The sequence below is a fragment of the Streptomyces sp. NPDC053560 genome, from assembly GCF_044544605.1.
Lineage (GTDB): Bacteria > Actinomycetota > Actinomycetes > Streptomycetales > Streptomycetaceae > Streptomyces.
The window spans coordinates 81,533-102,229 of record NZ_JBITXI010000012.1 but is presented as its reverse complement, the minus strand read 5'-3'; the positions used below and the strand labels follow the sequence as shown (position 1 = coordinate 102,229).

18 protein-coding genes are annotated in these 20,697 nt (G+C 72.3%); 11 read left to right on the top strand and 7 right to left on the bottom strand.

Features of this window, described 5'->3' with window-relative positions; all coding sequences use genetic code 11:
• On the bottom strand, positions 1-303 hold the full coding sequence (locus tag ACIGQF_RS27545; RefSeq protein WP_399715356.1) for a circadian clock KaiB family protein: 303 nt from the start codon (positions 301-303) through the stop codon (positions 1-3).
• A gap of 203 nt (positions 304-506) precedes the next feature.
• Between ACIGQF_RS27545 and ACIGQF_RS27540 the strand changes: the two genes are divergently transcribed.
• Both ACIGQF_RS27540 and ACIGQF_RS27535 read left to right on the top strand, forming a co-directional pair.
• Positions 507-1,190 (top strand): response regulator, encoded by a 684-nt coding sequence (locus ACIGQF_RS27540; RefSeq protein ID WP_399715353.1) that lies wholly within the window; start codon positions 507-509, stop codon positions 1,188-1,190.
• A gap of 79 nt (positions 1,191-1,269) precedes the next feature.
• Positions 1,270-1,968: a GAF and ANTAR domain-containing protein gene (locus ACIGQF_RS27535; protein WP_399715350.1), complete on the top strand. Its 699-nt coding sequence runs from the start codon at positions 1,270-1,272 to the stop codon at positions 1,966-1,968.
• A gap of 45 nt (positions 1,969-2,013) precedes the next feature.
• On the opposite strand, the gene hemC is transcribed toward ACIGQF_RS27535, so the two are convergent.
• Positions 2,014-2,949 carry a hydroxymethylbilane synthase gene (hemC, locus tag ACIGQF_RS27530; protein ID WP_399715348.1) on the bottom strand — a complete coding sequence of 312 codons (936 nt, stop codon included), beginning with the start codon at positions 2,947-2,949 and terminating at the stop codon, positions 2,014-2,016.
• 353 nt (positions 2,950-3,302) lie between these two features.
• On the opposite strand from hemC, the gene ACIGQF_RS27525 reads away from it, so the two are divergent.
• Positions 3,303-3,893: a transglycosylase SLT domain-containing protein gene (locus tag ACIGQF_RS27525; protein ID WP_399715344.1), complete on the top strand. Its 591-nt coding sequence runs from the start codon at positions 3,303-3,305 to the stop codon at positions 3,891-3,893.
• Between the two features lie 48 nt (positions 3,894-3,941).
• Here ACIGQF_RS27525 and ACIGQF_RS27520 read toward each other — a convergent pair whose 3' ends face one another.
• From ACIGQF_RS27520 to ACIGQF_RS27505, 4 genes are all read right to left on the bottom strand, one after another.
• Complete coding sequence (locus ACIGQF_RS27520; protein ID WP_361567739.1) at positions 3,942-4,397, bottom strand: MarR family winged helix-turn-helix transcriptional regulator; 456 nt, start codon at positions 4,395-4,397, stop codon at positions 3,942-3,944.
• 46 nt (positions 4,398-4,443) lie between these two features.
• Positions 4,444-6,285 (bottom strand): asparagine synthase (glutamine-hydrolyzing), encoded by a 1,842-nt coding sequence (gene asnB / locus ACIGQF_RS27515; RefSeq protein ID WP_399715340.1) that lies wholly within the window; start codon positions 6,283-6,285, stop codon positions 4,444-4,446.
• 343 nt (positions 6,286-6,628) lie between these two features.
• A complete protein-coding gene (locus ACIGQF_RS27510) occupies positions 6,629-7,795 on the bottom strand; it encodes an NAD(P)/FAD-dependent oxidoreductase (RefSeq protein ID WP_399715337.1) in 1,167 nt (388 codons plus the stop codon).
• A complete protein-coding gene (locus ACIGQF_RS27505) occupies positions 7,792-8,112 on the bottom strand; it encodes a bifunctional 3-phenylpropionate/cinnamic acid dioxygenase ferredoxin subunit (RefSeq protein ID WP_399715335.1) in 321 nt (106 codons plus the stop codon). The genes ACIGQF_RS27510 and ACIGQF_RS27505 overlap by 4 nt, the downstream gene beginning before the upstream one ends.
• Positions 8,113-8,264: 152 nt before the next feature.
• Between ACIGQF_RS27505 and ACIGQF_RS27500 the strand changes: the two genes are divergently transcribed.
• From ACIGQF_RS27500 to ACIGQF_RS27470, 7 genes are all read left to right on the top strand, one after another.
• A complete protein-coding gene (locus ACIGQF_RS27500; RefSeq protein WP_399715331.1) occupies positions 8,265-9,080 on the top strand; it encodes an IclR family transcriptional regulator in 816 nt (271 codons plus the stop codon).
• A 200-nt stretch (positions 9,081-9,280) separates the two neighbouring features.
• Positions 9,281-10,393, top strand: coding sequence for an S-(hydroxymethyl)mycothiol dehydrogenase (locus tag ACIGQF_RS27495; protein WP_399715328.1), 1,113 nt, complete (start codon positions 9,281-9,283; stop codon positions 10,391-10,393).
• Between the two features lie 53 nt (positions 10,394-10,446).
• Positions 10,447-12,903, top strand: a complete 2,457-nt coding sequence (locus ACIGQF_RS27490; protein ID WP_399715325.1) for an FAD-dependent oxidoreductase — start codon at positions 10,447-10,449, stop codon at positions 12,901-12,903.
• Positions 12,904-12,936: 33 nt separating this feature from the next.
• On the top strand, positions 12,937-14,076 hold the full coding sequence (locus ACIGQF_RS27485; RefSeq protein ID WP_399715322.1) for an aromatic ring-hydroxylating dioxygenase subunit alpha: 1,140 nt from the start codon (positions 12,937-12,939) through the stop codon (positions 14,074-14,076).
• Complete coding sequence (locus ACIGQF_RS27480) at positions 14,069-15,541, top strand: aldehyde dehydrogenase family protein (protein WP_399715318.1); 1,473 nt, start codon at positions 14,069-14,071, stop codon at positions 15,539-15,541. The genes ACIGQF_RS27485 and ACIGQF_RS27480 overlap by 8 nt, the downstream gene beginning before the upstream one ends.
• Positions 15,542-15,561: 20 nt before the next feature.
• Positions 15,562-17,160 (top strand): APC family permease, encoded by a 1,599-nt coding sequence (locus ACIGQF_RS27475; protein WP_399715315.1) that lies wholly within the window; start codon positions 15,562-15,564, stop codon positions 17,158-17,160.
• The gene (locus tag ACIGQF_RS27470) at positions 17,150-18,715 is read left to right on the top strand and encodes a GMC family oxidoreductase (RefSeq protein ID WP_399715312.1); all 1,566 of its coding nucleotides are present in this window, start codon (positions 17,150-17,152) and stop codon (positions 18,713-18,715) included. The genes ACIGQF_RS27475 and ACIGQF_RS27470 overlap by 11 nt, the downstream gene beginning before the upstream one ends.
• On the opposite strand, the gene ACIGQF_RS27465 is transcribed toward ACIGQF_RS27470, so the two are convergent.
• On the bottom strand, positions 18,712-19,545 hold the full coding sequence (locus ACIGQF_RS27465; protein WP_399715309.1) for an ANTAR domain-containing protein: 834 nt from the start codon (positions 19,543-19,545) through the stop codon (positions 18,712-18,714). The two genes, ACIGQF_RS27470 and ACIGQF_RS27465, sit on opposite strands and share 4 nt — an antisense overlap.
• Before the next feature lie 113 nt (positions 19,546-19,658).
• On the opposite strand from ACIGQF_RS27465, the gene ACIGQF_RS27460 reads away from it, so the two are divergent.
• Positions 19,659-20,681 carry an AraC family transcriptional regulator gene (locus ACIGQF_RS27460; RefSeq protein WP_399715306.1) on the top strand — a complete coding sequence of 341 codons (1,023 nt, stop codon included), beginning with the start codon at positions 19,659-19,661 and terminating at the stop codon, positions 20,679-20,681.
• Positions 20,682-20,697: the final 16 nt, after the last annotated feature.

Sequence of the window (20,697 nt, the reverse complement as noted above, 5' to 3'; positions counted from 1 at the left end):
TCATGACCGTACCTCCCGGGAATGCTCGCTCTCGCTGGGCAGGCCCAGGGCGACGGCGGCGCGGTGATGGTCGGACAGGTCACCGACCACCCGCCGCTGCGGGGGCGGGCTGAGCCTGATGACGGTGGGGGTGGCCAGGATCCGCCCCTCCTCCGCCAGTTCGGGACGCTCCACGGCATCCACGATCTGGAGGTCGTACCGACTGCGCAGCCGGCTGTCGCACAACAGACGCAGATTGAGTTCGGCCTCCTGGGAGTGCGGCGTCCGTCCGGCGACGAAGAGCCTGAACGAGTAAGTGGTCACGTGCGTCAGCCTCCTGTCCCCTGCCCGCCGGCCTTCGGGGTAGAGCAGCCCTTCGGGACAACTTTCCTCCGGAAGGCCTCACGCTGCCAGAGCGGGAACCGGTACCGCGGTGCCTCCGGAGGCCCGGCCGGAAGTCCGGCACCGCCACGCCGGGAGGGCGCTCCGGGCTAGGCTGGACCGGCCGACAGTGTGGGGTGGCCAGGATGACCAAGGTGCTGGTGGTAGAGGACCAGCGGACACTCGCCGACGCGCTGGAACTGGCCATCACCGCGCAGCCGGACCTGGAGTGCGTGGGCGCGGTCGGTACGGTCGAGGCCGCGCTGCCGCTCGCCGCCACGGGCACGGACGCCGTCCTGATGGACATTCACCTGCCGGGCTCCGACGGCATCGAGGGCACCGCCGCGATCAAGGCGGCCCACCCGGAGGTCCGCGTGCTGATCCTCACCGCGGACACCGACCCCGCGGTGCTAGCCGCCGCCACGGCGGCCGGCGCCACCGGATTTCTGTCCAAGTCCGGCGCGCTCGCCGACATCCTCGCCGCGCTGCGGGCACCGGCCGGCGGGACGCTGATGGTCGGGGGCGCGGCGCTGGCGGCCCTGCTCGACCCGGCCGACGGCGCCCGGAACGTGCCGCACGGGGTGGCCCCGGTCCGCCTGACGGGACGCGAGCTGGAGGTGCTCCACTTGATGGGGGAGGGGCTGGCCCCCCGGGCGATCGCCGAACGCCTCGTCATCAGCAGGCACACCGCCCGCGGCCACGTGAAGAACCTGCTGATGAAACTGGGCGCCCACAGTCAGCTGGAGGCCGTGGTCGCGGCCACCCGCGCCGGCCTGCTGCCCGGCGAGGGAAAGACAGCCCATTTGAGGGGTGCCGACCGGACCGTTTGAGGCTTCCCCGCCGCCCGGCTCCGCGCTTAGCGTCGGGGACAGTACATGGCGCCCGAGGAAAGAAGGTGACCGGGCGGTGATGGATCAGGAGCGGGGCTTCGGGGAAATCTCCCGGTTCGCGGCTGTCCTCGCGACCGTCCCTTCCGTCGGCGACGTACTCCAGGACCTCGCGCGGTGCTCCGCCGCCGCGCTCGCCGTACGGAGCACCGCGGTCTCCCTCGTGCATGGCGGGGCGCTGCACCCCGCCGGCGTGCTGGGCCGGATGGCGGCCGAGGCGGGCCACGTCCAGGCCGCGCTCCGGTGCGGGCCGTGCGCCGAGGCCCTGCGCACCGCACGGCCGGTCACGGTGCCCGACCTGGCGCGGGACGTGGCGCGCTGGCCCGGCTACGGAGAGCGGGTGCTCGCACTGGGCGTGGCGGCGACCGCCAGCCTGCCGCTGCACTCCCACGGGAAGGCGCTCGGGACGCTGGACCTCTACCACCCCGAGCCGCGGTCCTGGCCCGTCGCCGACCTCCTCCGCGTACGGGTGCTGACCGACATGACCGTCGCCTACCTCACGATGGCCGCCGAGCGGGACCAGCAGCGCCGGGTGGCGGACCAGCTCCAGCACGCGCTGGACAGCAGGGTCGTCATCGAGCAGGCCAAGGGCATGCTCGCGGCCGAGCGCCACATCCCGACCGGCGCGGCGTTCGAGCTGCTGCGCGGGTACGCGCGTCAGCACCGGGCCAAGCTGCGCGAGACGGCCGAGGCGGTCGTCGAAGGAGACCTGCGGCCCTGACGGCGCGGCGGCCCCGAGGGGCGGGCGGCGCGCGCCGGTGGCGCGTCAGTGCGGGATGCCGTCGATCAGTTCGCGGGCGCCCTGGCGGAGCAGCGCCACGGCGACGGAGGTGCCCAGGGTGGCGGGGTCGAGCCGGCCCGCCCACTCGTGGGCGTTGAGGACGGTCTTGCCGTCGGGGGTGAACACGCAGGCCCGGAGCGACAGGTCGCCGCCGCGCTCGGCCCGGGCATACCCGGCGATGGGGGAGTTGCAGTGCCCCTGGAGCACGTGCAGGAACATGCGTTCGGCCTGCGTCTCGCGGTGCGTACCCGGGTCGCCGAGTCCGGAGAGCGCGTCGACGGTCACGGTGTCGTCCTCGCGGCACTGGAGGGCCAGCACCCCGGCGCCGATCGGCGGGCACATCTGCTCGACGGACAGGACCTCCGTGATGACGTCGGGGCGGTCGATGCGGTGCAGCCCGGACACCGCGAGCAGCAGCGCGTCGGCCTCCCCGGCGTGCAGCTTCTCCATCCGCCGGTTGGCGTTGCCGCGCATCGGCACCGTCTCCAAGTGCGGGTGGGAAGCGGCGAGCTGCGCGCGGCGGCGTACGGACGAGGTGCCGATGCGGGTGCCCGGCGGCAGCTCGTCGAGGGTGAGTCCGCCGGGGTGGATGAGCGCGTCCCGTACGTCGTCCCGCTTCAGGAACGCGGCGAAGGTCGTACCGGCGGGCAGCGGCCGGTCGGCCGGGATGTCTTTGACGCAGTGCACCGCCACGTCCGCCTCGCCCGAAAGAAGGGCGGCGTCGACCTCCTTGGTGAACGCGCCCTTGCCCTCCACCTGGGAAAGGTCACCCATCCAGCGGTCTCCGGTGGTGGTGACCGGGACGACCTCCGTGGCGACGCCCGGGTGCAGCGCGGCCAGTTCGGTGCGGACGCGCTCGACCTGGGCCAGGGCCATGGGGGAGGAGCGGGAGACGATACGGATCAGCTCAGGCGCGGACATGAGGCCACGATAGCCCCGCCCGGCCGCTCCCTTCGCCCGGTCCCGCCCTTCCCGCCGGGCCGCCCGGCGCCGCTCCGCCCGCGCCCGTCACGCAAATCTTCGAAGATATCGCCGGTCCGCTCGGACCCGCCCGGTTCGGCCCAACGGTTCGGCGAGTCCTTCCGCCGGTTGATATGACGCCTTCCAAGTGAGCCGGCGGCTCGACGGGAAGGCGATGATTTCCCATGCACATGGCCAGGACTGCGACCACCGCTCTTTCGTCTGTCCTCGCGCTGATAATGCCTGCCGCGATCGCCTTCAGAGGAATGGCGGATACGCGTCCCGGTGAGGCCGGGACACGGACGGAAGAAACCGTGGCGTACACCGGGAAAACCCGGCCGCACGCCACGCGCGCGGGCCACCGGGCGCCCCCGCCGCCCCGCCGGAAGGCCCGGGTCTCCCCGGCAGCGCTGGAGGGACAGGCCGCCACCTTCCTCGCGGCGGGCCTGACGGAGCAGCGGTACGAGGCCGCGGCACGAGCCTCAAGGGCCAGCTCGGAGGCGCGCACGGCGGCGCTGGAGGAGCGGCGGGCACAGCGGCGCGAAGCGGCGAGACGGCAGTTGGAGGCGGCCGGTCCGGCCGGCTGGATCCGCGGCTGCCTGCGGGTCACCGGAGTGCCGGGACACTGGTACGCGGGATTGTGGACGATCGCCCGGCGGGAATCCGGATTCGACCCTCGCGCCTTCAACGGATGGGACGCGAATGCGGTCGCCGGTGAGCCGTCCAGGGGACTTTTCCAGACGACCTGGCCGACTTTCCGGGCGCATCATCAGGCGGGTACGGCATGGGACATCAACGACCCGGTGGCGAACTGCGCGGCGGCGGTGAATTACATCAAGTCCCAGTACGGCGATATTTCCCGCGTGCAGCAGGCGGATTCGGGCAGCCCGCCGCGCGGATATTAGGCCGGAAGGGTTCCGGACGGGCCGGAGGAACGCGGTACTGCGGCCGGTTCAGTCGCCCGGCTCGGCCAGCCGCCGCAGCAGCGTGCCCGCTTCGAGGACGCGCCGCACGTCCTCCGGGGCCAGCGTGGCGAGCCGCCCCGCGAGTGCCTCGGCCTCACTGTGCGCCACGTCGTTCAGCGCACCGACGCCGTCCTCGGTGACGACCACGCGTGCCGCGCGCCCGTCGGTGGGGTCCGGCTCCCTGCGGACCAGCCCGGCCGACTCCAGGCTCGCCACCGCGGCCGTGGCCGTCGGCTGCGAGCAGGGGATCCGCTCGGCGAGGACGCCGATGCGGGACGGGCCGAGCTGGGTCAGCAGGGCGAGCACGATGAGCTGGGTGGGCGGGACGCGGCGGCCGGGGACGGCCCTGCCCAGGCTGCGCAGCAGCCGGTGCAGGGTCACGACCAGTTCCAGGGTGGCTTCCTCGCCGACCGCGCTCAGCGCGGCCTCTCCGCCGACCGCCACGCCACCATCCACTCTCGTTCTAGACCATCGAACCGCCCCGATCAGGTCAAGAAAGTGTAATGGCGGGGGAGTACATGTCCATCCAGAGGGCCAGGTCCAGGGTGCGTTCGAGGCCGCGCCGGGAGGCCTGGGTGATCTGCGGGACGTCGACCTTGACGGCGCGCTGCAGCCAGTCCCGGCTGACCAGGTCGAACACCGGGTGCGAGGGCTTGGCGAGCAGGTCCTTGATGTGGCCCTGGAGCGCGACGGCGTACTTCGGGTCCTGCGTGGAGGGGTACGGGCTCTTCACCCGGTCGTAGACCGACTTCGGCAGGACGTCCGCTGTGGCCTCGCGCAGCAGGCTCTTCTCCCGGCCGTCGAACGACTTCAGGCTCCACGGGGTGTTGTAGACGTACTCCACGAGCCGGTGGTCGCAGAACGGCACCCGCACCTCCAGACCGACGGCCATGCTCGCCCGGTCCTTGCGGTCCAGCAGGACCCGGACGAAGCGGGTGAGGTGCAGGTAGCAGATCTTGCGCATGCGGTACTCGAAGTCGCTCTCGCCGTCGAGCCGCTGCACGTCCGCGACGGCCGTGTCGTAGCTGTCCTGGATGTAGGAGCCCAGGTCCATGGCCTTGGTGACGCTGTCGGTGAGGATGTTGCCGTCGTCACCGAAGTGCTCGGCGAACTGCACCAGCCAGGGGAAGGTGTCCGCCTCGCGCGCCTTGGGGTCGAAGAACTGCTTGTACCCGCCGAAGACCTCGTCCGCCGACTCGCCGGACAGCGCCACCGTGGAGTGCTCGCGAATGGACTTGAACAGCAGGTACAGCGAGGCGTCCATGTCGCCGAAGCCCATCGGCATGTCCCGGGCGCGGATCATCTTGGAGCGCACTTCGGGGTCGGCGAGCTGGTCGGAGTTCAGGACGATGTCCTGGTGCTCGGTGCCCGAGGCGCGCGCCACGTCGTGGACGAAGGGAGTGTCCGGGTCGGCGCGCAGCGCGTCCGGGGTGAAGTTCTCGGTCTGGCCCACGAAGTCCACCGCGAAGCTGCGGACCGTCTTGTCCTCGGCGGCCAGCTGCTGGGCGGCCAGGGCGGTCATCGCGGAGGAGTCCAGGCCGCCGGAGAGCAGGGTGCAGCGCGGTACGTCGGCGACGAGCTGGCGGCGCACGATGTCGTCCAGCAGCGAGCGCACGTGCGCGATCGAGGTGTCCTGGTCGTCCGTGTGCCGCTTGGTCTCCAGCGACCAGTAGACGCGGGTGCGCAGGCCGTTGCGGGTGAGTGTGACGACGGTGCCTGGCTCGACCTCGCGCATGCCCTCGTACATGGCGTGGCCCGGCGTCTTGACGAAGGCGAACAGCTCGCGCAGGCCGTCCAGGGTCACGGTGGGGGTGACCTCGGGGTTGGCGAGGATCGCCTTGGGCTCGGAGCCGAAGAGCACGCCGTCCTCGGTGGCGTAGTAGTAGAAGGGCTTGATGCCCATCCGGTCGCGGATCATCACGAGCTTCTGCTCGCGGCTGTCCCAGATCGCGAAGGCGTACATGCCGTTGAGGCGTTCGGCGACGGCCTCGCCCCACTCCAGGTAGCCGTGGAGCACGACCTCGGTGTCGGAGTCGGTGACGAAGCGGTGGCCGCGCGAGGCGAGTTCCTTGCGCAGCTCGGTGAAGTTGTACGCCTCTCCGGAGTAGACCATCACCACGGGGCCGTCGTCGGTGTCGACGGTCATCGGCTGGCGGCCGCCCGGCAGGTCGATGATGGCGAGCCGGCGGTGACCGAGGGCCGCCGGGCCCTGGACCCACGTGCCGGCGTCGTCCGGACCGCGGCAGGACATGGTCTCGGTCATGGCGTCGACGGTGGCCTGCTCGGACCGCAGGTCACGCCGGTAGGCGACCCATCCGGTGATTCCGCACATGCTGCTCCTCCCAATCCGACCCCGGGCTGGTGCCTCGGGGGCGGCCGGACCACGACAGGGGTCACCGGCCGGATACCCAGGGTCATTTGTATCGAGCACCTATGTATCGAGCATGTGTCAGCCGGATGTCGTCCGTCAACAGGGCCCGACGGGCGATCTTCGGCCGATCGGGTGGAAGGTATAGCGGGCGCCAAGTGCCGGTATACGAAAGGCCTTTGGACGGTCATGAAAGTGCCGCGTCGCCCGTCTCGCGGCCGCCCTGGGAGGGGCCGGAGCGCACATGCGCCGGCACCCCCTTTCTGCCGAAGGGGGTGCCGGAGGAGGGGTGCCGGTGCGGGGCGGGTCAGCTCGCGACGGGCTGGGCCGCCCGCACCAGCTCGCGGCGCTGCTTCATGAACGGGCGGGGCCGGTTCAGGGCGAGTACGGCGGTGGTGCGCCCCTCGCGCTCGTACGCGGCGAGGAAGGTGCGGTCGTCGGGGGAGCCCTCCAGGATCCGCACGGTGTCGGTGGGCCGGCGCCGGCCGGCGAACTGGATCCGGACGCCGTACTGGTCGGACCAGAAGTACGGGACCGGGCGGTGCGCCTTGAGCGTGGCGCCCGCGAGCAGGTTGTGGACGGCGACGGCGGCCTGTTCGGTGGCGCTGGTCCAGTGCTCGGTGCGGGAGCCGTCGACCCGGGCCACGTCGCCGACCGCGACGACATGGGGGAGCGCGGTCACGCACCCGGCGTCGGTGACCACCCCGTCGTCCACGGCGATCCCGGAGCCGGCGAGCCAGTCGGTGTTCGGGCGGACGCCGATGCCGACCACGACGGTGTCGGCGGGCACCAGCCGCCCGTTGGCCAGCTCCACCCCGGTGACCCGCCCGTCCGGCCCGCCCCGCAGCGAGGCGACGCCCGTACCGGTGGCCAGCGCGACCCCGTGGTCACCGTGCAGCGTCGCGCAGATCCGGGCCATCTCCTCGCCGAGCTGCGGCAGCAGCGGGAGCGGCGCGGCCTCCACGACCGTGACGTCATGGCCGAGCGCGGCGCAGGAGGAGGCGACCTCGGCCCCGATGAACCCGCCGCCGATGACCACCACCCGTACCGGCCCGCCGGTCAGGTCGTCGCGGAGCGCCTGGGCGTCGTCGAGGGTGCGCAGCGTGTGCACGCCGGACAGCTCGGTGCCGGGCAGCCGGCGCGGGGTGGCGCCGGTGGCGATGACCACCCCGTCGGTCTCCAGGGACCGGCCGCCCTCCAGGAGCACCGAGCGGCCGTCGGCGCCGAGCCCGGCGGCACGGGTGCCCAGCACCCATTCCGCGTCCAGCTCGGCCACCTCCTCGGCGTCCGCCAGGGCCAGGTGCTCCCGGCCCGTCTCACCCTTGAGGAAGTCCTTGGACAGCGGCGGCCGGTCGTACGGGCGGTGGTGTTCGTCGCCCACGATCGTGAGCCGGCCTTCGAAACCCTGGGAGCGCAGCGCCCGCGCGGCGTACAGTCCGGCCAGCGACGCTCCGATGACGGTGACCGTCCTCATGCGGCGGTGCCTTCCTCGGCGGCGTGGTGGACGTAGATCATTCCGTTCTCCACGGTGACGGGGTGGGTGCGGACGGCCCGGCGGGCGGGCAGGCAGGTCGGCATGCCGGTGCGCAGGTCGAAGGAGGCGGCGTGCAGCGGGCATTCGACCAGGCAGCCTTCCAGCCAGCCGTCGGCGAGCGAGGCGTCCTGGTGGGTGCAGGTGTCGTCGATGGCGTAGATCTCGCCGTCGGCGTTGAAGACGGCGATCGGAGGTGCGGTGTCGATGCGGACGGACTCGCCTGCGGGCAGGTCGGTGAGGTGGCAGACGGGAATCACGGGGCACCCCTCATTACTGTTCGGTATAGTTGAGTTCCGCGATGCGCACGGCGAAGCGCTCTGCGCAACAGAATCCAAGCCGGGAGCCCGCGCGTCAAGCGCCTCCCTTCAGATGCCGGCCCGCGTGGGGTCGCGCCAGGTGGTGAGATCGGATGACGGACAAGGCGAAGAGCACGTCGGAGGGCAGGTCGGCGGAGAAATCGGGCCGTGGAGCGGGGAGTTCGGTGCAGTCGGTGGACCGCGCCGTCACCGTGCTGGAGATCCTCGCCCGGCACGGCGAGGCGGGGGTGACCGAGGTCGCCGACGAACTGGGCGTGCACAAGTCGACGGCCTTCCGGCTGCTCGGCGTGCTGGAGAACCGCGGCCTGGTCTCCCAGGAGCAGGAGCGCGGTAAGTACTACCTCGGCGCCGGGGTGCTGCGGCTGGCCGGGGCTGCCGCGGTGCGCCTGGACATCTCGCAGGAGGGCGCGCCGATGTGCCGGCTGCTCGCCGAGGAGCTGGGCGAGACGGCCAACATCGCGGTGCTCGACAACGGTGCCGCGGTCAACATCATGCAGGCCCGCGGCCCCGCCTCGGTCACCGCGCAGAACTGGCTCGGCCGCCGCACCCCGCTGCACGCGACCTCCAGCGGCAAGGCGCTGCTGGCGTTCCAGCCGGGACCGGTCCAGGACGCGGCGCTCGCCCGCAAGCTGCCGCGGCTGACCGAGCGGACGATCACCTCCGTCGCCGAGCTGCGCGCCCAGCTGGCCGAGGTGGTGCGCAACGGCTTCGCGGTGGCGATCGAGGAGCTGGAGCTGGGGCTGCACGCGGTCGCCGCGCCGGTGCGCGCGCACGACGGCCAGGTGATCGGCGCGATCAGCGTCTCGGCGCCCGCGTACCGGCTGGAGCCCGACCGGATCCCGGAGGTCGCCAAGCGCACGGTCGAGGCGGCGCAGGAACTCTCCCGCCGTATGGGCCACGGGACGTGAGGCCCGCCGGGTAGGCGGAATCGATCGTATGCAGGGACGACGCGGGGCCGGTGTTCACCGGCCCCGTTCGCATGCGCGCCGACAGTACCGGCGCTTTTACCAACGGTTAACTCGTACCTCTTGACGCCGCCGAGAAGGCGTTCCCAGTATGTCTCCCATCGCGCAACGAGTCGTGCAGTGCGCAACACTGAGGGGTAGGCATGCCACACGAGGTCCGTGCTGTCGTCGCGACGAAAAAGGGCGCACCCGTCGAGGTGCAGACGATTCTGGTGCCGGATCCCGGCCCGGGGGAAGTGCTGGTATCCGTGCAGGCCTGCGGGGTCTGCCACACGGATCTGCACTACCGGGAGGGCGCCGTCGGCGACGACTTTCCCTTCCTCCTCGGGCACGAGGCGGCGGGCGTGGTGGAGGAGGTCGGCCCCGGCGTCACCGACCTGCTGCCCGGCGACTACGTGGTGCTCGCCTGGCGCGCGCCCTGCGGCGCCTGCCGCTCCTGCCGCCGCGGCCGGCCCTGGTACTGCTTCGACTCCCGCAACGCCGCCCAGCCGATGACCCTGCTTGAGGGCACCTCCCGGACGAAGTCTGGGGGAGGGACCCCGCTCACGGCCGCGCTCGGCATCGGCGCGTTCGCCGAGAAGACGCTGGTCGCGGCCGGCCAAGCGGTGAAGGTCGACCCGGCGGCACGCCCCGAGGCCGCCGGGCTCATCGGCTGCGGCGTGATGGCCGGATACGGCGCCGCCGTGCACACCGGCGGCGTCGGCAACGGTGACACGGTCGCCGTCATCGGCTGCGGGGGAGTGGGCAACGCGGCGGTCGCCGGCGCGTCGGTCGCGGGCGCCAGAAGAGTCATCGCGGTCGACATCGACGACCGCAAGCTGGACGGCGCGACCCGCTTCGGTGCCACCCACACCGTCAACTCCCGCGGCACCGATCCGGTCGAGGCGGTCCGCCAGCTCACCGGCGGGCACGGCGCCGACGTCGTCATCGACGCCGTCGGCCGCCCCGATACCTACCGCCAGGCCTTCGAGATGCGGGACCTGGCCGGGACGCTGGTCCTGGTCGGGGTGCCCGAGCCGGACATGCGTCTCGACCTGCCGCTGATCGAGGTCTTCTCGCGCGGCGGCGCCCTGAAGTCGTCCTGGTACGGCGACTGCCTGCCCAGCCGGGACTTCCCCGTGCTCATCGACCGCTACCTCAGCGGCCGGCTCGACCTCGAAGGGTTCGTCACCGAGCGGATCTCCCTGGACGAGGTGGAGTCCGCCTTCGACGCCATGCGCGCCGGCCGGGTCCTGCGCTCCGTGGTCGTCCTCTGACTCCAGTGGCCCGTACCCGGTCCGCGTACTCCCTGCCCGACCCAAGGAGCAGCATGTCCCGCACCCCCGCCACCGACGCCCGCGTCGTCGTGATCGGCGCCGGCATCGTCGGCTGCTCGCTCGCCGACGAACTCACCGCACGCGGCTGGCGTGACGTCACCGTCCTCGAACAGGGCCCGCTCCCGGCCCCGGGCGGCTCCACCTCGCACGCCCCCGGACTGGTCTTCCGGACCGGCCCCTCCAAGACCATGACCGAGTTCGCCGCGTACACCGTCGAGAAGTTCAACTCCCTCGAAGTGGACGGGCTGCCCTGCTTCAACCCGCTCGGCGGACTGGAGCTGGCCACCACCCCCGAGCGCTGGGCCGACCTGCACCGCAAGGCCGGACTCGCCGCCTCCTGGGGCGTACGCGGCGAACTGATCACCCCGGCCGAGTGCAAGAAACTCTGGCCGATGCTCGACGAGGCCAAGGTCCTCGGCGGGCTCTACACCCCCGATGACGGCCTGGCCCGCGCCGTCCTCGCCTGCCGCGCCCAGATCACCCGCGCCGAAGCGCGCGGCGCCCGCTTCCTGGAGCGGCACACCGTCACCGGCATCGAGCGCGAGGGCGGCCGGGTCACCGGCGTCGTCACCGACCGCGGCACCTTCCCCGCCGACCACGTCGTCTCGGCGGCCGGCTTCTGGGGCCCGGTGATCGGCCAGATGGCCGGGGTGGACGTGCCGCTGCTGCCGCTCGCCCACCAGTACGCCAAGACCGCGCCGCTGCCCGAGCTGGCGGGCGTCAACGACCCGCGGACCGAGGCGAGCAAGCCGATCCTGCGCTTCCAGGACCGCGACCTGTACTACCGCGAACACACCGACCGCATCGGCATCGGCTCCTACGCGCACCGCCCGATGCCCGTCGACCCCTTCACCGTGCCCGCCTTCGACGACGCGCCCGTCATGCCGTCCTCGCTGCCCTTCACCGAGGAGGACTTCGCGCCGAGCTGGCAGGACAGCGTCGGCCTGCTCCCCGCCCTCGGCGACTCCGAGGTCGAGGAGGGCTTCAACGGCGTCTTCTCCTTCACCCCCGACGGCATGCCCGTCCTCGGCGAATCCCGTGACCTGCGCGGATTCTGGCTCGCCGAGGCGGTCTGGGTCACCCACTCCGCGGGCGTGGCCAGGGCCGTCGCCGAGTGGATGACCGACGGCCGGCCGTCCGTCGACATTCACGAGTGCGACCTGTACCGCTTCGAGGACGCGCAGCGCTCGCCCGCGTACATCGAGGACCGCGGCGCCCAGAACTTCGTCGAGGTCTACGACGTCCTCCACCCCCTCCAGCCCATGGAGCAGCCACGCCCCCTGCGGGTCAGCCCCTTCTACGCCCGCCAGCAGGAGCTGGGCGCGTACTTCCTGGAGGGCGGCGGCTGGGAGCGCCCGCACTGGTACGAGGCCAACGCCCCGCTCGCCGAGGGGATCGACCTGCCCGAGCGCGACGCCTGGTCGGCCCGCTACTGGTCGCCGATCGCCGCGGCCGAGGCGAAGGCGACCCGCGAGAAGGTCGCGCTGTACGACATGACGCCGCTGCGCCGCCTGGAGGTCACCGGGCCCGGCGCCCTCGCCTTCCTCCAGCGCATGTCCACCAACCAGCTGGACAAGAAGCCGGGCGCGGTGACGTACACCCTCCTCCTGGACGAGGCGGGCGGCGTCCGCTCCGACCTCACCGTGGCCCGGCTCGCACCCGACCGCTTCCAGGTCGGCGCCAACAGCGGGGCCGACCTGGACTGGCTGCTCCGCCATGCCCCCGAGGGAGTCCACATCCAGGACATCACCTCCGGGACCTGCTGCATCGGCGTGTGGGGCCCGCTCGCCCGCGACCTCGTCCAGCCGCTCACCCGCGACGACTTCTCGCACAAGGCGTTCGGGTACTTCAAGGCCAAGCAGGCCTACCTCGGACACGTCCCCGTCACGGCCATGCGGCTGAGCTACGTGGGCGAGCTGGGCTGGGAGCTGTACACCACCGCCGACCTGGGCCTGCGCCTGTGGGACACGCTCTGGGAGGCCGGGCAGCAGTACGGCGTGATCGCGGCGGGGCGCTCGGCCTTCAACAGCCTGCGGCTGGAGAAGGGCTACCGCTCCTGGGGCCACGACATGACCACCGAACACGACCCGTACGAGGCGGGCGTCGGCTTCGCCGTCCGCCCCGCCAAGGGCGACTTCCTCGGGCGGGCCGCGCTGGAGGGCCGCAGCGCGGAGACCGCCCGCCGCAGGCTCACCTGCCTCACCCTCGACGACCCCGCCGCCGTGGTCCTCGGCAAGGAGCCGGTCCTCGTCGACGGCGCGCCCGCCGGCTACGTCACCTCCGCCTCGTACGGCTACAGCATCGGCCGCTGCGTCGCGTACGCCTGGCTGCCGGCCGCGGCCGCCGCCCCCGGCACCGCCGTGCAGGTCGAGTACTTCGGCGAGCGGGTCCCCGCGACCGTCGCCGAGGAGCCGCTGTTCGACCCGAAGATGACGCGCATCCGCAAGTAGGGCACCACCCGAGCCGCTTGAGGAGACCAGCACATGACGACCACGCCCGAACTCGCGCCCACTTCCTCCCTCATCACCACGCTGCCCGGCTCCTCCTACACCGACCCGGAGACCTTCCGGCAGGAGCAGGAGAAGATCTTCGAGCGCCTGTGGTTCTGCGCGGTGCGCAGTGCCGACCTGGACAAGCCCGGTGCCTTCCGCACCGTGCAGGTCGGCCGGGAGAGCGTCCTGATCACCCGCAACCGCCGGGGCGAACTGCGCGCCTTCCTGAACATCTGCCGGCACCGCGGCGCCCGGCTGTGCACCGAGGAGTCCGGCGAGAACCGCCGCAACCTCCAGTGCCCCTACCACGCCTGGACCTACGACTTCGACGGCAGGCTCATCGCCGCGCCCAACCTGACGTCGATGCCGGACATCGACCGCACCGAACGCGGCCTGCTCACCGTCCCGCTGCGCGAATGGCTCGGCTACGCCTGGGTCTGCCTGGCCGACGAGCCGCCGTCCTTCGAGGACACGGTGATCGGCGCGGCCGTGGAGCGGCTCGGCGACACCGCCTCCATCGAGCGGTACCGCACCGAGGGCCTGGCCCTGGGCAAACGCATCACGTACGACGTGGCGGCCAACTGGAAGCTCATCATCGAGAACTTCATGGAGTGCTACCACTGCGCCACGATCCACCCCGAACTCACCGACGTGCTCCCCGAGTTCGCCGACGGGTTCGCCGCGCAGTACTACGTCGGGCACGGCGCTGAATTCGCGCCGGAGGCCGAGGGCTTCACGGTCGACGGCAAGGGCGGCTTCGGCCGGCTCCCGGAGATCGCCGAGGACCAGGACCGCCGGTACTACGCGATCACGGTCCGGCCGCAGGTATTCGTCAACCTGGTCCCCGACCACGTGATCGTCCACCGGATGTTCCCGATGGCCGCCGACCGCACCGTCGTGGAGTGCGACTGGCTCTACCTCCCCGAGGTCGTCGAGTCCGGCGCCGACATCGACACCTCCGTCGAACTGTTCCACCGGGTCAACCAGCAGGACTTCGACGCGTGCGAGCGGACGCAGCCGGCGATGGACTCGCGCGGCTACCGGGACGGCGGCGTCCTGGTGCCCAGCGAGCACCACATCGGCGCCTTCCACCGGTGGGTCACCGAGCAGTTGGAGGACGAGCGTGCCTGAACTGTTCATCGACGGACGGTGGCAGGCGGCGGCCGGCGGCGGCACCCGCGAGATCCGCTGCCCCGCCGACGGGGCCCTCGTCGCGGTGGTCGACGAGGGCGGCGCCGAGGACGCCCGGGCGGCGGTGGCCGCCGCCCGGCGCGCCTTCGACACCGGCCCCTGGCCGCACACCACCGCGGCGCAGCGCGGCGCCAAACTGCTGCGGGTCGCCGCCCTCCTGGAGCGCGACAAGGCCGTACTGGCCCGTGCCGAATCGCTGGACACCGGGAAGCGCCTGGTGGAGAGCGAGATCGACATCGACGACATCGCGGCCTGCTTCCGCTACTTCGGCGATCTGGTCACAGCGGAGGGGGACGTCGGCCGGGACGTCGACGCGGGCAGCACCACCGTCGAGAGCCGTGTGGTCCACGAGCCGGTGGGCGTCTGCGCCCTGATCACCCCGTGGAACTATCCGCTGCTGCAGACCGCCTGGAAGGTCGCCCCGGCCCTCGCCGCCGGCAACACCTTCGTACTGAAGCCCAGCGAACTCACGCCGCACACCGCGATCCACCTGATGCGGCTGCTCGCGGAGTCCGGGCTGCCCGGCGGCGTGGCCAACCTCGTCCTCGGCCCGGGCCCGGAGGCGGGTGCCCCGCTCACCGACCACCCGGACGTGGACCTGGTCTCCTTCACCGGCGGCCTGGCCACCGGGCGGCGGATCATGGCCGCCGCCTCCGCCACCGTCAAGCGCGTCGCCCTGGAGCTCGGCGGCAAGAACCCCAACATCGTCTTCGCCGACGCCGACTTCGAGACCGCCGTCGACCACGCCTTGACGGCGATCTTCCTGCACTCCGGGCAGGTCTGCTCGGCGGGCGCCCGGCTGCTGGTCGAGGACCCCCTGCACGACCGCTTCGTCGACGAGGTGGTCCGCCGGGCCCGGGACATCCGGCTCGGCGGCCCCTTCGACCCCGAGGCCCGCACCGGGCCGCTGATCTCCGCCGCCCACCGGGACAAGGTCGAGCGTTACGTCGCCGCCGGGCTCGCCGAGGGCGCCGTCCTGCGCTGCGGCGGCGCGCGCCCGGAAGCGCCGGGCCTCGCGGACGGCCACTACTACCTGCCGACCGTCCTCGACGAGTGCGCCGCCGGCATGTCCGTGGTCCGCGAGGAGTCCTTCGGCCCGGTCCTCACCGTCGAACGCTTCACCGACGAGGACGAGGCGGTGCGGCTCGCCAACGACACCGTCTACGGGTTGGCCGGCGCCGTGTGGACCACCGACCCCGCGCGCGCCGACCGGATCGCGGCGCGGCTGCGGCTCGGCACCGTCTGGATCAACGACTTCCACCCGTACCTGCCGCAGGCGGAGTGGGGCGGCTTCAAGCAGTCCGGTACCGGCCGCGAACTCGGTCCCAGCGGTCTCGCCGAGTACCGCGAGCACAAGCACGTCTGGCGGAACACCGCCCCGAAGCCGCTCCACTGGTTCGACTGATCCGACTGAGGAGAACGCCCTTGACGGCTCCCCGAGACGAGAGACCAGCACGGAACGCACCACCCGCACCGCACACCGCACCGGTTCAGGACGACGAGAGCCTCGCCGAATTCGGGTACCGCCCCGAACTGAAACGCACCCTCGGCAACTTCCACACCTTCGCCGCCGGCATCAGCTACATCTCCATCCTGACCGGCACCTTCCAGCTCTTCTACTTCGGCTTCGGACACGGCGGCCCCGCCTACTGGTGGTCCTGGCCGATGGTCTTCGTGGGCCAGCTGATGATCGCGCTGTCCTTCGCCGAGCTGGCGGCCCGCCACCCCGTCGCCGGCTCGGTCTACAACTGGGCGAAACGGCTCGGCAACCCGCACATCGGCTGGCTCGCCGGCTGGATGATGCTCGTCGCCTCCATCGTCTCCCTCTCCGCTGTGGCCCTCGCCTACCAGCTGACGCTGCCGCAGATCTCCAGTGCCTTCCAGATCGTCGGGGACGGCAGCGGCCGGTACGACGTCGCCACCAACGGCGTCCTGCTCGCCGGGGCCCTCATCCTCTTCACCACGCTGGTCAACGCCTTCGGCGTGAAGCTGATGGCACGCATCAACACCGCGGGCGTCTTCATCGAGCTGATCGCCACCGTCGTCCTGATCGTGCTGTTCGCCGTGCACGTGGTACGCGGACCGGACGTGGTCCTGGAGACCCACCACACCGGCAACGGCCAGAGCTTCGGCTACCTCGGCGCCTTCCTCACCGCCTCCCTCGCGTCCGCCTACGTCATGTACGGCTTCGACACCGCGGCCTCGCTCGGCGAGGAGTCCCTCGACCCCTCCCGCAACGCGCCCTGCGCCATCCTCCGCGCCCTGTTCGCCTCCTTCCTCCTCGGCGGACTGATCCTGCTGCTCGCCCTGATGAGCGCGCGCAGCCTGAACGGCGAGGGACTGGCCACCGACGGCCTCCAGTACATCGTCCTGGACGTCCTCGGCGACACCGTCGGCAAGGCGATGCTGTGGTGCGTGCTGATCGCCGTGACGGTCTGCGCGCTGGCCGTGCACACCGCCGCCATCCGGCTCGCGTTCGCCATGTCGCGGGACAACAACCTGCCCGCCGCCTCGCTGCTCGCCCGGGTCAGCCCGCGCTTCCAGACCCCGGTGCTGCCCGCCGTGATCGTCGGCGTGCTCTCGCTCGGCGTCCTGCTGATCAACATCCGCCAGCCGCAGATCTTCTCCGTCGTCACCAGCATCGGCATCATCATGATCTACGGCGCCTATCTGCTGGTCACCACGCCGATGCTGATCGCCCGGCTGGGCGGCCGCTGGCAGCCGGCCCCCGGCCGCTTCTCTCTCGGCCGCTGGGGCCTGCCGGTCAACGTCCTCGCCGTCCTGTGGGGCGTCGGCATGATCATCAACCTCGCCTGGCCCCGCGAGGCCGTCTACAACGCCACCCCGCCGCACCACTGGTACCTGCGCTGGGGCGCCGTCCTCTTCGTGGGCGCCGTCGCCCTGGGCGGCTTCGCCTACTACTGGCTCGTCCAGCGCCACCGCACGGGCGTACTCGCGGAACACGCCGCCCAGCAGCAGCCCGGAACCGACACGAAGGAGAGGACGCCCACCCATGTCCGGTGAAGCCGAAGAGTTCGACTACGTCGTCGTCGGCGGCGGTACGGCCGGCAACGTCGTCGCCGCCCGGCTCAGCGAGGACCCCGCCGTCACCGTCTGCCTCCTGGAGGCCGGCCCCTCCGACGTCGGCGACGACGACGTCCTGCGCCTGGAACGCTGGATGGGCCTGCTCGAATCCGGCTACGACTGGGACTACCCCGTCGAGCCGCAGGAGAACGGCAACAGCTTCATGCGCCACGCCCGGGCCAAGGTCCTCGGCGGCTGCTCCTCCCACAACTCCTGCATCGCCTTCTGGGCCCCGGCCGAGGACCTCGACGACTGGGAGGCGGCCGGCTGCACCGGCTGGGGCGCGAAGGACACCTTCCCCCTCTACCGCCGCCTGGAGTCCAACGACGCGCCCGGCGACCACCACGGCCGCTCGGGCCCCGTCACCCTGCGCCAGATCAAGGGCGCCGACCCCTGCGGTTCGGCGCTGCTGGAGGCCTGTGCCCAGCACGGCATCCCCACCACCCCGTTCAACACCGGCACGACCGTCCTCCGCGGCGCCAACTGGTTCCAGATCAACTCCGACGAGAACAACATCCGCCAGTCCTCGTCGGTCGCCTACCTCCACCCGATCCTCGGCAAGCGCCCCAACCTCGAGGTCCGCACCGGCGTCCGCGCCAGGCGGCTTCTCATCGACGACGCGCGCCGCTGCACCGGCGCGACCTACCTGGACCCCGACCTCGTCCATACCCGCACCGTCCGCGCCCGCCGCGAGGTCATCGTCTCCTGCGGCGCCATCGACACCCCCAAGCTGCTGATGCTCTCCGGCATCGGCCCCGCAGCGCACCTGCGCGAGACCGGCGTGGACGTCCTCGTGGACTCGCCCGGCGTCGGTGAGAACCTCCAGGACCACCCCGAGGGCGTCATCATGTGGGACGCGAAAAAACCCATGGTGGCCAGCTCCGACCAGTGGTGGGAGATCGGCATCTTCGCCGACACCGAACCGGGCCTGGACCGCCCGGACCTGATGTTCCACTACGGCTCCGTGCCCTTCGACCTGAACACGGCGCGGTACGGCTACCCCACCTCCGAGAACGCCTTCTGCCTCACCCCCAACGTCACCCGCGCCCGCTCCCGCGGCACCGTCCGGCTGCGCACCCGCGACTTCCGCGACAAGCCGAAGGTGGACCCCCGCTACTTCACCCACGAGCACGACGTACGGGTGATGACGTACGGGCTGCGCCTCGCCCGCGAGATCGCCGCGCAGCCGGCGCTCGCGGGGTGGGCGGGCGCCGAACTGGCCCCGGGCCCGGACGCCCGAACCGACGACGAGCTGCTGGACTACCTCACCAAGACCCACAACACCGTCTACCACCCCGCCTGCACGGTGAAGATGGGCGCCGACGGCGACGCCATGGCACCGCTCGACGCCCGGCTCCGCGTGAAGGGCGTCCAGGGACTGCGCGTCGCGGACGGCTCGGTCATGCCGGACCTGGTCACCGTCAACCCGTGCATCACCACGATGATGATCGGTGAGAAGTGCGCCGACCTGCTGAAGGAGGACGCGGCCCGCTAACGCCCCGGCGGACGGGCGCCCTTGCGGAACGGCTCGGGCGCCGCCCCGTCGACCACGGAGCGCGCCAGGTCGTGGAGGCTGCGCTGCTGCGAACGCGCGTACCGGCGCAGCTCCCCGAACGCCCCGTCCGTCGTGACCCCGAACCGCTCCGAGAGCACGCCCTTGGCCTGCTCGATCACGATCCGGCTGCGCAGCGCGTGCTCCAGCTGCCGTACCTGCTCCCGGGCGCTCCGGTGCCGCAGGTGCAGCGCGGCGGCCTCGGCCAGTGCCCGCGCGGGCACCGCATACTCCGGCGGCTGCGGGCCGGCCGTGTCGTGGTACAGCACCAGCGCACCGAGCGCGGTCTCCGTACCGGACGCGGCCGGCTCGTCCTCGGGTCCCGCCGCCGACAGCGGCAGCGCGGTCACCCGGCGCACGCCCAGCTCCCGCGCCCGTACGCTGAACCGCGGCCACCGGGCTGCCCCGGTCTCCGCCAGGGGTATCTCGTCCGCCGCGGCACCGGCCAGGCAGTCGCGCAGCGGGCCCTCGCCCAGTCGTTCCTCCAGCTCCCGCAGCGCCTCGGCCCGCCGGCCCGAGGCGGCGGCGACCGGTGGCCGTCCGGCCACCACGGCCACCGCCTCCGGCGCGGGCCGGCCGCCCAGCACCCCGAGATACTCGATCAGACACGCGGCATGACGGGCCGGCTCCCGGTCGGCGGACGAGGCGAGGTCCAGCAGCGCACGGGTCAGCAGCCGTTCCCGCTCGGGCGGAGCAAGGACGGCGGGCGACTGTCCCGGGGCGGCCGGGTGTGCCGCGTCCGTGGCCAGGCGCGGCGCGGGAAAAGCCTCCATTCAGACAGTCAATGCCCGTGACGCACCTGCCGATATCCATTTTGCGTAGCATGTGGACACCAAGCGCAGTCGTTCGCTCACTGCGCGCGGACGACCGGAGAACGGGGGCGTCGATGACGGGGGAGCCCGGCCGCACGGCGGCACGGACCACAGCGGCGGGCCGCGGCCCCGCGCCCGGCGGCCTGCCGGCGTTCCGCACCGGCGACATCGAACGGGCCCGCGCCTGGATCGCCGACACCCTGTCCTACCCGGTGGTCCTCGACCCGCTGGCCGACCCCGCGGACTTCGCGTTCGCCACGCACGCGGTACGCCTGGGCCCGGTCACCTTCGCCACCGCCACCTACGGCACCGACGTGCTCAGCAAGAGCGAGGGCCTCGGCGTGGCGTACCACATCAACGTCCCCCGCAGCGGACAGGTGGTGCAACTGCACAGGGGCGAGGTGTTCCGGGCCACCGCCACCGGCGGCCGGGTCCCGGTCTTCGAGCCGACCGGCGCCCTCACCGGCGAACTGGACGCCGAGGCCGAGGTGCTGGCCCTCAGCTTCGACCGGCAGGCCGTGGAGAGCGCCCTGGAGGAGCACCTCGAACACCCGGTACGGCCGCTGCACTTCCCCGGCGGCCTGGACCCCCACGACGGCCGGGCGCGCACCCTGACCGAGCTGGCCCGGGTCGTCGCCCGCGAACTGGACGCGCCCACCGGCCTGCTGAGCCACCCGCCGGTCGCCACCGGCCTCGCGGACTCGCTGCTCACGACGATGCTCTACGCCACCCCGCACCAGTACCGGGACGAGCTGGCCGACCCGGCGCCCCGCACCTGCCCGCGCCCCGTCAAGCGGGCCGTCGACGCCATGCAGGCCGACCCGGCCCACCCGTTCACGGTGTTGGAACTCGCCCGCATCGCCGGGGTCGCCCCGCGCTCCCTCCAGGCCGGCTTCAAGCAGCACCTGGAGAGCACGCCGATGGGCTACCTGCGGCGGCTGCGGCTGGAGCGCGCCCACCACGACCTGGTGCGCCTCGGCCCGGCCGTCTCGGTCACCGAGGTCGCGGGCCGCTGGGGCTTCACGCACCTGGGCCGGTTCGCCGCCGCCTACCGGTCCCGGTACGGCAAGCTGCCCTCCCAGGTGCACCGCCGCTGACGGCGGCCCGCCACGG